This window comes from Hallella colorans (genome assembly GCF_003096815.1).
GTDB lineage: Bacteria > Bacteroidota > Bacteroidia > Bacteroidales > Bacteroidaceae > Prevotella > Prevotella colorans.
In genome coordinates this window covers 1-13,349 of record NZ_QENY01000002.1, presented here as the reverse complement: position 1 = coordinate 13,349, position 13,349 = coordinate 1, and the positions used below count along the sequence as shown (strand labels likewise).

At 40.9% G+C, this 13,349-nt stretch carries 9 protein-coding genes; 3 read left to right on the top strand and 6 right to left on the bottom strand.

Annotated features, from left to right (window positions below; translation table 11 throughout):
- Positions 1 to 26: 26 nt before the first annotated feature.
- From dpp5 to C7379_RS01070, 3 genes are all read left to right on the top strand, one after another.
- On the top strand, positions 27 to 2,198 hold the full coding sequence (gene dpp5, locus C7379_RS01080; RefSeq protein WP_116615606.1) for a dipeptidyl-peptidase Dpp5: 2,172 nt from the start codon (positions 27 to 29) through the stop codon (positions 2,196 to 2,198).
- Positions 2,199 to 2,274: 76 nt separating this feature from the next.
- Positions 2,275 to 3,897, top strand: coding sequence for an MFS transporter (locus C7379_RS01075; RefSeq protein ID WP_116615605.1), 1,623 nt, complete (start codon positions 2,275 to 2,277; stop codon positions 3,895 to 3,897).
- Between the two features lie 126 nt (positions 3,898 to 4,023).
- Positions 4,024 to 5,427: an MFS transporter gene (locus tag C7379_RS01070; RefSeq protein ID WP_243406669.1), complete on the top strand. Its 1,404-nt coding sequence runs from the start codon at positions 4,024 to 4,026 to the stop codon at positions 5,425 to 5,427.
- Between the two features lie 209 nt (positions 5,428 to 5,636).
- On the opposite strand, the gene C7379_RS01065 is transcribed toward C7379_RS01070, so the two are convergent.
- From C7379_RS01065 to C7379_RS01040, 6 genes are all read right to left on the bottom strand, one after another.
- A complete protein-coding gene (locus C7379_RS01065; RefSeq protein ID WP_116615604.1) occupies positions 5,637 to 6,038 on the bottom strand; it encodes a hypothetical protein in 402 nt (133 codons plus the stop codon).
- Positions 6,039 to 6,207: 169 nt separating this feature from the next.
- Positions 6,208 to 7,110 (bottom strand): polyphosphate kinase 2 family protein, encoded by a 903-nt coding sequence (locus tag C7379_RS01060; RefSeq protein ID WP_116615603.1) that lies wholly within the window; start codon positions 7,108 to 7,110, stop codon positions 6,208 to 6,210.
- A gap of 208 nt (positions 7,111 to 7,318) precedes the next feature.
- The gene (locus C7379_RS01055) at positions 7,319 to 9,289 is read right to left on the bottom strand and encodes an AAA family ATPase (protein ID WP_116615602.1); all 1,971 of its coding nucleotides are present in this window, start codon (positions 9,287 to 9,289) and stop codon (positions 7,319 to 7,321) included.
- A gap of 14 nt (positions 9,290 to 9,303) precedes the next feature.
- On the bottom strand, positions 9,304 to 12,399 hold the full coding sequence (locus tag C7379_RS01050; RefSeq protein WP_116615601.1) for a type I restriction endonuclease subunit R: 3,096 nt from the start codon (positions 12,397 to 12,399) through the stop codon (positions 9,304 to 9,306).
- A gap of 12 nt (positions 12,400 to 12,411) precedes the next feature.
- Positions 12,412 to 13,047 carry an abortive infection family protein gene (locus C7379_RS01045; RefSeq protein ID WP_102697902.1) on the bottom strand — a complete coding sequence of 212 codons (636 nt, stop codon included), beginning with the start codon at positions 13,045 to 13,047 and terminating at the stop codon, positions 12,412 to 12,414.
- 8 nt (positions 13,048 to 13,055) lie between these two features.
- Positions 13,056 to 13,253: a restriction endonuclease subunit S gene (locus C7379_RS01040; protein ID WP_116615600.1), complete on the bottom strand. Its 198-nt coding sequence runs from the start codon at positions 13,251 to 13,253 to the stop codon at positions 13,056 to 13,058.
- Between the last annotated feature and the right edge of the window lie 96 nt (positions 13,254 to 13,349).

Here is a 13,349-nt window from a genome sequence, read left to right as displayed (position 1 = left end):
AGCAATCCTATTAACCGTAAACAAATATGAAAAAACTTTTAGCTCTGACATTAGGCATCCTGCTCATGGAGCAGCCACATGCTAACGCGCAAGACATGATTCAGAAAAACAACATTACCCTCAAAAGCGACCTCATGACGCCCGAGGCACTATGGGCCATGGGGCGTATTGGAGGCGCACAAGCGTCGCCAGACGGATCGCAAGTGGTTTACCAAGTAAGCTACTACAGTGTCAAGGCAAACAAAAGCCACACCATGCTTTTCGTACAGTCGGCCAAACCGAGCAAAAACATCATCGCTCCAACACAACTAACGACCGACGCCAAAAACGAAACAGACGCCGCATGGATAGAGAATGGCAAAAAAATAGCTTTTCTACGCGATGGCCAAATATGGAAAATGAACCCCGATGGCACAAATCGCGTGCAGCTCACCAACTCTAAAATTGACATAGAGGGATTTAAATTCTCGCCTAACGGCCAGCGCGTCATCTTAATCAAGAGTCTGCCATATCATGGAAGTATTCAGCAAAATCCATCCGACCTGCCCAAGGCGAGCGGACGATTGGTCACAGACTTGAACTATCGCCATTGGGATCATTACGTGGAAACCATCGCACATCCTTTCGTGGCAGATGTCAAAGGCGACAACATCTCTGACGGTGTGGACATCTTGAATGGCGAGCCATACGAGTGCCCCTTGGCTCCCTTTGGCGGCATTGAGCAGTTGGATTGGAGCAAAGACTCCAAGCTCGTGGCCTACACCTGTAGGAAAAAAACCGGCGTAGACTATGCCATATCCACCGACGCTGACATCTATCTCTATAACATAGAGACACGACAAAGCTGGAATATCTGCAAACCCAAAGATTACAAAGCCCCCCACGTGGACCCCACCAAGAGTATGCGAGACCAAACCGTGAACCACCAATCAGGCGACATGAACGTGGGTTACGACGTGAACCCAAAGTTTTCTCCTGATGGCCAATATATCGCATGGCAAAGCATGGCGCGCGACGGCTACGAGAGCGATCGGAACAGACTCTGTGTATATAACTTGAAAACGGGTCAAAAGCAATACGTGACCGAGCGTTTCGACTCAAACGTGGATGATTATTGCTGGCACCCCAACTCCAAAACACTCTACTTCATTGGCGTTTGGCATGGCGTGGAGATGGTTTACCAAACAAATTTGAGTGGGCAAGTTAAACAACTAACAGATGGATGGCATGACTACGGCTCTGTGCAAATGTTGGGAAATACCAACCAACTACTTGTCTCAAGACATTCTTACTTGGCACCAGACGACCTATACGTGCTCACTCCAAGCAAGAAAGAAAAGGCATCCAAAGTCATAGCCATTACCGCCGAGAACAAACATATCCTTGACCAGCTTGCCCCCGCGTCTGTGAAACAACGCTGGGTTAAGACCACCGATGGCAAAGAGGAATTGGTATGGATAGTATTGCCACCACATTTTGACGCTAACAAAAAATATCCCGCTCTTCTTTTCTGTGAGGGAGGCCCACAAAGCCCCGTGAGCCAGTTCTGGAGTTATCGTTGGAACATGTCTATCATGGCAGCACAAGGCTATGTGGTGGTGGCCCCCAACCGCCGAGGGCTTCCTGGTTTTGGTAGCGAATGGAACGAGGCGGTGAGCCAGGATTGGACTGGCCAGTGCATGGACGACTATCTATCGGCCATTGACGACGCGGCCAACAATTTGCCCTATGTGGACAAAAACAGGCTGGGTGCAGTTGGCGCCTCATTCGGAGGTTTCTCTGTTTATTACTTAGCCGGACATCATGACAAACGTTTCAAATGTTTCATCTCGCACGATGGTGCTTTCAACCTTGAGTCCATGTATACCGACACGGAGGAGGCTTGGTTCTCCAATTGGGAATATGACGACGCCTATTGGAACAAGGATCAAACCCAAGCGGCCAAGAAGACTTATGCCAACAGTCCGCATCGCTTTGTTGACAAGTGGGACACGCCCATCCTTTGCATACATGGCGAAAAAGATTATCGCATCAATGCCAACCAAGGTTTCGGTGCATTTAATGCGGCTCGCATGCGTGGCATACCTGCTCAACTGCTCATTTTCCCAGACGAGAACCACTGGGTGTTGAAGCCTCAAAATGGTGTGCTGTGGCAGCGCACGTTCTTTAACTGGCTGGACCGTTGGCTTAAAAATTAACGAACAAGTCTTAAAGAAGCTATCAAAATATTGTGTAGATGATCTAAATTAAAAAAAAATACATTATAAACATATTATGACAAACCAAGTTCAACACACCCTTAGGGACTCCGCGGCCATTAGATGGACAGCGCTCCTGCTTTTGGCGCTCGCCATGTTTTGCGCATATATCTTTGTAGACATATTGTCTCCCATCAAAGATTTGATGCTCACGGAGCGCAATTGGGATTCGACAGCCTTTGGAACAATGCAAGGTTCCGAAACATTCTTAAATGTGTTTGTGTTCTTTCTCATCTTCGCAGGCATCATTCTCGACAAGATGGGCGTGCGCTTTACGGCCGTGCTATCGGGTAGCGTGATGCTCATAGGAGCGCTAATTAAATACTATGCCATTAGCGAAAGCTTCATGGGGAGTGGTCTTGAGACATGGTTCACAAACAATCTAAACCATATTCCTGTATTCGAGCAGCTTGGCGTGTCTCCTTTTTATGAGGGCATGCCAGCCTCTGCGAAGGTAGCCGCATGTGGTTTCATGATTTTTGGCTGTGGCACCGAGATGGCCGGCATCACCGTTTCGCGTGGTATCGTGAAATGGTTTAAGGGACGAGAGATGGCGTTGGCCATGGGATCAGAGATGGCATTGGCACGCCTTGGTGTAGCCACCTGTATGATTTTCTCACCCTTCTTTGCCAAATTTGGTGACCAAGTGGACGTATCTCGCTCTGTGGCATTTGGCGTTGTCTTGCTCTGTATTGCCTTGATGATGTTTGTCGTGTATTTCTTCATGGACAAAAAGCTTGACGAACAAACCGGTGAGGCCGAAGAAAAAGACGACCCATTCAAAATCAGCGACCTTGGCCAAATACTCACCAGCACAGGCTTTTGGCTCGTATCTATGCTCTGCGTGCTATATTACTCTGCTATTTTCCCATTCCAAAAATACGCAGTTAACATGTTGCAATGCAACCTAACGTTCACGGAGGTTCCCTCCGATTCGTTCTGGGCGTCATCGACTGTCACTTTTGTGCAATATGTTATAATGCTCATTGTGGCGATCACGGCATTCATGTTCAACTTCATGAAAAACAAAAGCGTAAAATACATGATGCTTTGTCTATCTGTCATTTCGCTGATTATATATTGCTACATGGGCTATATGCGCCAGTCGGCAGAATCCATTTTCGCCGTGTTCCCTTTGCTTGCCGTTGGCATAACGCCCATTCTGGGCAGCTATGTGGACCACAAGGGCAAAGCAGCCTCCATGCTCGTGCTCGGCTCTGTGCTGCTCATCGCATGTCATCTCACGTTCGCTTTCATATTGCCGGAGTTCAAAGGTAACCAAGTGGGCGGTGTCATCATAGCCTATCTTACCATTCTTGTGCTTGGAGCATCGTTCTCATTGGTACCTGCCTCGTTGTGGCCCAGCGTGCCAAAACTTGTAGACGCAAAGATTATCGGTTCCGCATACGCACTGATTTTCTGGATACAAAACATAGGTTTATGGCTTTTCCCACTTCTGATAGGCAAGGTGCTTGACAAGACCAACCCAGGTGTCACAGACGCCACCCAATTTGATTACACCGCTCCGCTTGTCATGTTGGCCGGGCTTGGAGTAGCAGCCCTCATTATTGGGCTTATACTTAAAGCGGTAGATAAGAAGAAAGGGTTAGGACTCGAGAAGCCCAATATCCAAGCCTAATATTACAAAAGACTATGTCGCCAACCTAAATATGTTGAAACACACATTGGCGACATGGTCTTTTTCTATTCTTCCAAGGATACCGCAAAAACCGTATCGCGTGATAGATACATTAACTATCATGACATGAACAAGACAAGAACGGCTATTCCAACCCTACCATCAGCCTCCAAAGCCAAACGATGGCTTGCGCTTTTTCTCGTGGCTACCGTGATGATGGCAGGCTATGTGTTTTGGGATATTATCTCTCCCATCTCCACTTCTTTACGATTGCCAGCCTCTGAAGGCGGCATGGGTTGGTCGCAAGCTGAATATGGATTTTACGCAGGCAGCTACTCCTTTTTCAATGTGTTTCTGTTCATGCTTTTCATAGGTGGCGTAATCCTTGACAAGTGTGGCGTAATATTTACAGGCTTACTTGCCACGGGCGCTATGTTTTTAGGTGCCACCATCAACTATTACGCAATCAGCCATGTCTCTCCAGACATTACCGTGAGCGCCACTTTCACTTTGTTCGGTCTTATCCCTGAGCAAATTAAGCTACAAGTTATTGTTGCCTCCATTGGCTTCGCGCTCTTCGGCGTGGGGTGCGACATCACAGGCATCACGGTTTCGAAAATCATAACCCAATGGTTCACAGGTTATGAGTTGGCCTCCGCCATGGGCATACAGATGGCAATGGCACGCCTTGGCACAGCATCGGCATTAAGTTTCAGTCCAATGATAGCCCAAGCATGGGGCTTGTCCATGCCCATCCTTGTCGGGGCCATCATCCTCGCCATCGCGCTGGCACTATTCATCGCCTACTGTTTCATGCACAGAGACCTGAACCGCAAGCTCTCCGCTTTCCGTCACAAAAAAGCTGACGGCCTCCAAAATCTTGACGACGGGTTTCACCTACGAGACATTTCGCAAGTGCTGCGAAACCCGGGGTTTTGGCTTATCGCATTGGTGTGCGTGTTCTTTTACAGCTCTTTGCGCCCTTTCATGAAATTTGCCACCGACCTGATGGTCAATAAATATGGCGTCACTGAGACCACTGCGGGCTGGATCGTGGCTGTTATCCCTTATGGAACCATTGTTCTTACTCCCCTTTTTGGTGCCTTGTATGACCGTTGGGGTAAGGGCATTACGCTCATATTTGTAGGCTGTTCCATTCTTACGCTATGCCATATAGTTCTCGCCCTGCCGATGATTCACGACACGTGGTTTGCCATTGTCGCCATGATTCTCATCGGTATATCTTTCTCGCTTGTACCAAGTGCGCTATGGCCAAGTGTTCCCAAGATCGTACCTATCAAATATCTCGGGTCAGCCTACTCCATCATCTATTATATTCAAAACATTGGACTTGCGTTGGTTCCTATGCTCATTGGCAAGGTGAACGATGCAGACCCTTCTTATACCACCGGTTTAGTAATCTTTTGCGCTTTTGGATCGGCAACCATCTTGGCAACCATCATATTGTACGCCGTGGATCGTAAGTACAATTATGGGTTGCAACAAGCAAATATCATCTCTTCCAAATAAAGCATGGTGTATAATGAAGCGTAAGCATCCCTTATTAGTTGCTTTTGTGTGTTATTGCCGCTACATACTACATAGAGCAATAACAAATGACAATCTATACAAGGCTGGGGATGCTACTTTAATGGGACCGCTTCTATAATGTAACGCAAAATAGAAACCACCGTATGGCAAACAGCATGTACGGTGGTATGAAAGGTAGGGTTAGTTAGTTATTTAAATCCTAAGATGTCTTTCAGTTTCTGCCAAAAACTTGAGTGCTCAACCTTGTCAGCAGCCCTGTCTACAGCCTGACTGACATCGTCACTCTTTTCTCTAACAAATTTAGCTGCCTCTTGAACTTTCTGGTTGTCTTTCATCTTTTCAGCAAATTCTTCTGTTTTTTCTTTCACTGTTTCGGTAGCCTCTTTTGTTTTATCACGTAATTCTTCTACTACATTCTTCGTAGTGTCTTTTACATCTTCTACAGCTTCCTTCGTTTTTTCTTTCACATCCTCAGCCTTTTCAGCAACCTTATCAGCAGCTTTTTCTGCTTGATTTTCTACCTTATCGACTTTCTGCTCTACCTTATCTTGCAATTCATCGGCAGCTTTTTTCAAATCTTCTTGATCCATTTTTTTAAAATTAGAGGGTGATACTTTATTAATTGAAAACAAGTATTGCTTTCAAATATAAATCATATATCGCAAATATACTGAAAATAAATGTATTAACAAAGTTTGTAGGCATATATTTACACATAATTTCTAATAAGCTTCATACTTGTGACACCTGATAGAAATTTTATTGCTTTTTCTTACTTTCTTCTTCCTTTATGATGTGCTCACGATAAATTTTTAGTTGTTCGGTTTCCTCTTTGCTGAGTTGTGGGTAACTCATCTGAAGTTCTTCCAAGCGTTCGCAGATAATCTTGCTAACGGCATAGCGCATAAACCATTTATGGTCAGCTGGTATAACATACCATGGAGCATAATCAGTGGATGTTTTGGTAAGCATTTTGCTGTAAGCGTCCATATAGCAATCCCAGTATTGACGCTCTTCTAAGTCTGCGGAAGAGAATTTCCAATTCTTTTCTTTCCTGTTCAGTCGTTTTAAGAATCGATTCTTTTGTTCCTCTTTAGAAACATTGAGGAAGAACTTGATGATAACTGTTCCCGTCTCTGTGAGATAGCGTTCAAAGTCGTTAATATGGCTATAGCGTTTTTCCCAAAATTTTTCATTGACATCGTCTAATTTGTCTATTCCAGGAATTTGCCCACCTACCAAAATCTCAGGATGTACCCTTCCTACCAGTACGTCCTCGTAGTGCGATCGGTTGAAGATGCCGATGCGTCCCCGTTCAGGTGCATTTTTTTGTATGCGCCACAAATATCCGTGATCCAACTCCTTATCAGATGGTTTTTTAAAAGAGAATACCTGACATCCCTGTGGATTGATGCCCGACATCACATTCTTAATAGTCCCATCCTTGCCAGCTGCATCCATAGCTTGGAACACTATCAGCACAGCATACTTGTTATAAGCATAGAGCTTGTCTTGCAGAGAAGCCAACACCTTAATATTCTCTTTGAGCAGTTTCTTACCTTCGTCTTTGGTTAGTTCCGCCGTATCGTCAGTTTCAAAATCTGCGACCAGATGCTTCTTCCCTGGTTCGGCTATCAGCTTTTTCAATAAATCTTTGTCCATGGTGTTTTGTATTTTATGGTTAGTGTTATGACGAGTATGTTAGAAAAAATCTGTAGAAACGTCTTGCATGATTATATCTTCTTTAATCTTGTTCTTACTTCTCTTCCTCAAATATATCCAACACTGATTACCAATGATTTATATTCTTATGGTACAAAAATGTTTCCTCAATTTGAGTAGTATTGATTAGAAATCATCTTGGATGTTATCATACAATCTTTTCTTCATCGGCTTCTATTCCCAGGTTTTTCAATATCAGGGTAATCCAATTAGGCCGTTCTTCTTCTTGAGAACAGCTCGTATAAAATTCAGCTATATTTTCTTTATGATCATTTATGAATTGAGAAATTAAATCTTTATCTTCACGTACATTTCTACCATTTCCTTTATGATTTAATATACTATAATCGCCTTCAATACGACTATTTTCAACATTTTCATCAAAGTCGAAAGCATTTATGCATGTTTTTATGTTGTCATCTCCGAACTGAAAAATTGCTGTTTTCAGTGAATTATAAAATTTACGAGGCTCTAGTATCTCTTCTATTTCTGTTACTTTTTTATTAGGATCCTCTATCCTCTTAAGCTCTATTACATGCTGCTCATTTTCATGTAGTCTTTTTATTAGCAATTGCTCATTTTTTGTTATTGAGCTAACAGCAATCTCGGTACACAATTCATCTGTATCAACTAAACACATTATTTTCTTTGTTGGTGTAAATTCAGTTTGCTTAGATGACATAGGAGTAAAAAGATATTCATAAACCTTTTTAACATTAGCACATCCTCCTAAAGGAAGTATATTTATTTTACTTCGTTCCTCTGGTTTTAGATAATATTCCAAGTACTTTTTATCTTCTTTTCCTTCTACTAATAACCAATTTTTTTCATCATCCCTAAATGCGGATAAGATAGATGAAGTCAAGTCAAAGAATCCTTTCAAATAAATATCATTAGGATGATTCCTTCTATCTTCAAAATAATTATCCAAATCAAATAGTAGAATCTCTTGACCTTTGTTTATGTGTATTAAGCTACCCTTATTTAAGATGGGGAGTGATCCATACCAATGGGTTGTAACTAATAATTGACAGCGTTCAGAAATATCCTCGAGTTTGTGAAATTGTTTATAGCAATTGGAAATATGAAGAGAGTTTTCTGGTTCATCTATAGCTATTACTAAATGATTGTCTGTTGTTTCCCTTTTTCGTATGAATGCCAATATTAAATCAGTCAAGGCAGCCCGCTTTTCTCCTGATGATAATGTTTGGATAGAAGACTTTCCTTTTTTTAACGTGCGCTTTGTATAATATGCTTTTATAATTGCATCAGTTATGTGATTTGCTGTTAGATTTTTTGTCTGTTTCTTATTTAGTTTATAATTGTAAGAGTTATCAATAGTTTGTATGTCTTTTTCTACATTTGTTATGAAGTCCTGAAGCTCTTCATTTATTATTGTAAGTAAAGAAATTTGTTTACGAGCTCTTCCGTTACCACGCATAATTCTTCTTGAAGACAAAGCTTTGGCTATTGTTTCCTTAATACTTTTATCCATAAGAGTTTGCATACCTGCCGTTTCTAATTTTAAGAATTCACTAATGGAGGTTTCCACTGGTATGTATAAATAGGTATATAAGGAAACTACCTTTTCTAAAACTTTTCGTATTGATGAAGAGTATGATGATCCTGAGAATGGTGCAACTTTCAAAATTTTACTTTTAATAGCATTTTCAAAAGATAAAAATCCTAATTCTTTATCATAGTTTTTACCAATCATGATTAGATAAAATTCTTCTTTATGCTCACATAAACGTTGTTGAATTTCTATAAGTTTTTTGTATTGCCTTGGAACAGCTGTCTGCCTTAAATCCAGTTCCCAAAAATAACTACTTATGCAGTCTAACAGCAATTGATCATTTGGTGTAAAAGAACTGCCCAATTGCTCTTTTTTCAAAAGAAATAGGATTCCAATAGACGCCTCCTTTACATCAGAAGAATCTGTATTTAATATCCATGGAGCATCATTAAAAAAAGTATCCATACTTTCAAGCACGGAACTTTTTCCTACTCCATTATCACCAATTATCATATTCATATTTTGATGAATATTTTGTTTTAATGGGATAAAATTAATCCCTTTATAGCATTTATAGTTTTTTAAGATAACGGCTAATATCATTTTTATGTTTATTTTTATGGTTCGGCAGCCATTTGCATTTCACCCTCGTGGATTTCATACATCTTGGCTGATTTTGTTGAATAATTCTCTTGTTCATTATCCGTCCACTGCTCGCATTGCTTAATGACAGTTTCCAGTGCATTGGCAGCTTCCTCTGGTGGGTAATGATATTTCTTCAGAAGATGCTTAATCATTCTGCGCATCCCAGCACGAGCTGATTCTTTCTTTTGCCAGTCGATCGTGCGGTTCTTGCGAAGGGAGTCGGTAAGCTCTTTTGTCATAGCTACCAATTCTTCATTACTATAGAAGTCATGAACTGCTTGCGGTTTGGTCAAGGCATCATAGAAAGACTTTTCTTCAGGAGTGAGCCCGAGTTCATTCGCTGCGGAATCAGCAGAAGTGATGTCTTTTGCCAACTGCAATAGTTCTTGGATAACTTCTTCATTGGTGAGTAATCCTTTCAAATAGTTGGATAAAGAGCGATTGAGCAGGTCAGAGAATTTCTCTGACTGCACAATATTGGTCTTTTGATAGAGTGCCACTTTCTCCGCCAATAGTTTTTTGAGCAGTTCTACAGCTATATTCTTTTCTTTCATCTTAGAAATTTCATCTAAGAAGGCTGTATCAAAGAGGGAAAATTCGGCTTTAACATCAGAGAAAAGATTGATTACACCTTCACTTTTTACACTTTGTTTCAGCAATTCACTGATACGGGCATTAATTTCTTTCTTCGTAACTTTTCCTTTACCTGTCATTCGGGAGAGCAAAGTGCGCACAGTTTCAAAGAATGCAGCTAAGAAGCGTTGCTCTTCATTCAGCAGGCTTCGGCAAAGAGTGATGGAATTGTGCAGCAATGCTGCTTCTTTCATATATAATGGCAGTTGTTCTTGTTTGTCGGTTGCCAACATAAAGTTTACACCACCTTTGATCAATTTAGCACGGTCGGCATCTGTCCCTGTGTGGAACTTACTATAATTATAACCATGAAATAAGTCTTGGCACACTTCCAACTTCTCTTTGAACTTTGTAAAAGCCATGCCTTTGATGTCCGGGTTTCCAAAGTTCTTTCTGTCGCGCCCCGTATAATCACGCATGGCTTCTCTCAAGGCTTTGGCAATACCGATATAGTCAACAACCAATCCACCCACTTTACCATTGAATACACGGTTCACTCGTGCAATGGCTTGCATTAGGTTATGTCCGCTCATTGGTTTGTAAACATACATAGTTGCCAATGAGGGAACGTCGAAGCCTGTGAGCCACATATCGACTACAATAGCAATCTTCATCGGGTCGTTGTCATCCTTAAATCGTTTGGCAAGTTCTTTCTTATACTGCTTATTTCCGATAATGTCGTGCCATTCTTCTGGGTCTTGATTGCTGCCCGTCATGACAACTTTTACTTTATCCGTCCATTTTGGGCGAAGCTCCAGTAGTCGATGATAAATGCTCATGGCTATGGGACGCGAATATGCCACTATCATAGCCTTACCTGTCAATTCATATTGACGGTTTTCCTCATAGTGTTTGAGAATGTCTTGGCAAAGAGAATCGATGGTAGCTGGTGCACCAAGTATCTCTTCCAAGTGTGACATCTCCTTCTTGCTTTTTTCTATCTGTTCTGTCGTTGCACCTTCTTCAGCCAACAGCTCGTATTCGTCATCAAGGGCTTGCAAGGTAGCATCGTCAAGATTTAGATTGATAACTCTAGATTCATAATATACAGGACAAGTAGCACCGTCGTTGACCGCCTGCGTCATGTCATAAATATCAATATAATCACCAAAAACCTCTACGGTATCTCGGTCTTTAGTAGAGATAGGTGTACCAGTAAAGCCAATATATGAAGCATTGGGTAGTGAATTGTGAATGATTCTTGCCGTGCCGATAGAGATTTTACCTGTAGTGGCGTCGACTTTCTCCTCAAAGCCATATTGTCCTCTATGCGCCTCATCAGTCATCACGATAATATTTCTTCGCTCTGACAAAGGTTCGTCAGATTCCTCAAACTTCTGCATGGTTGTGAAGATAATGCCATTAGCTTCTCGTCCACTCAATAGCTCTTTTAGATTCTCTCGACTATTGGCTTGTATTGGAGTTTGGCGCAAGAACTCCTTACATTTAGAAAATTGGGTATAGAGTTGATCGTCTAAATCGTTGCGGTCGGTAATCACAACAATAGTAGGTTGTGATAACTCTTGTTGCAGCAAGTGGGCGTAGAAAACCATTGACAATGATTTTCCGCTGCCTTGCGTATGCCAGAATACACCGATTTTACCATTACTTACTGTAGCATGTTTGGTACGTTCGATGGCTTTCTTCACTGCAAAATACTGATGATACCCTGCTAATATCTTAGCACTCCCTTTTTCTTCTTTGGAAAAACAGATAAAGTTCTTGATTATGTCTAAGAGTCGTTCCCTTTGAAATATTCCTTCAAAGAATGTATCATAATCGACAAATTCCGTACTTTCATAATTGCCATCTTTTGTTTTCCATTCCATGTAGCGATCTTCCTTGCTGGTAATTGTTCCAGCTTTGGAAAGAGTCATATCGCTCATTACACAGAACATATTGAAAGCGAACAACGATGGTATATCCTTCATATAATTGCGGAGTTGAAGATATGCTTCTGAAGCATCCGTCTCTTCACGGGAAGGTGATTTTAATTCTACAACCACCAATGGTAAACCATTCACAAATACAATGATATCGGCACGTTTCTCTGCATTTTCAATGAATGTCCATTGATTGATAACTTGAAAAGTGTTTTTGTCCGTATGCTCAAAGTCTATCAAATAGACCATTTCATTGCGCATTTCCTTGCCATTGAAATAAGAAACCTCTATGCCATGCTGCAAATAGTCTGTAAAAGTTTCATTACGCTGCGCCAAACTACCCATATCAATATTGCGTAGTTTAATAATCGCTTCATGAATAGCTGCATGTGGCTTCTTTGGATTAACAGTTTGCAGACTTTCTTCTAATTGTGCTTCATAATATGGCACATAGTAGTCTCTTTCAATATTTGGACCGTACAAATATTGATAGCCCATTCCCTCAAAGAGGGATATCAGTGCTTTTTCGTAATTATCTTCTGTGAAGGGCATTGTTTTTTATTTTTATTGTTCATTCATTTCTAAAAGAAATTCTAAATAATCTATATAGTTAGCTTTATAAGCTTGATAATCTAAGTTGTAAAGAGCCTCTGATGCTGATAAGTGTACGCCTCCTACTTCTAATGGATTTTCTTCATCAAACCAATCATTAAAGCACTCACAATCTTGATAAATTAATCTTTGGTTAGCGTGGTGAGCATAACTGAAATAAAAATGTAAAATGAACCCACAGAGAACATCTGTTGTTTTGTATATCAGTAGGGATAGTGATTTGTCTATCTGAGGATGCAATACATCCAAACCATGTGAAGCAAACCCTGCATTATTTCGTATCTCTGCAATTGATTGAATGACAGTAGAAATTCTACGGCATAGTTCAGATAGACCAACTATCTCTTTTTCAGTCTGTTTTATAAGATGTTCTAAAGTCTGCTTTACTAAACCATTAACTGAAATATCATCTTTGTATGTTGCATTTTGATTAGTGAGAATTGTTTTGCAAAGTGCCTCCGTCAGACTTTTGCTTACTTCAACGCACAAAGAAGGATTAATCTCAACATTGTTTTCTATTGTTGAAATATGCGTTTCAAAAGTCCTAAGACTTGGTTCTTTTGCAATATATTCTCTTGTCCACTGCATTATTAATATTAATTTAAATTATCATTTATCCGTCGATTGAGTTCTATCTTGTTATCGAACATAGAGATGAAATCAGCAATTTGTTCTTGTAAGTTTAATGAAGGTAGGATGATTGATATTGCACTTAAATTAGCTTGATTGAGTTTGGGTTGTGCCGAACCTGTTATGTAACCTGACAAATCAATATTATTAAGAATATAACACAAGTCACTACTGTCCCGTTAAGGTGGACTAATCACTCTTTGAATTAATTGAAATACAGTCTATTAGGTGGTGTTTTGAAATGAAACGGACTTGATTTC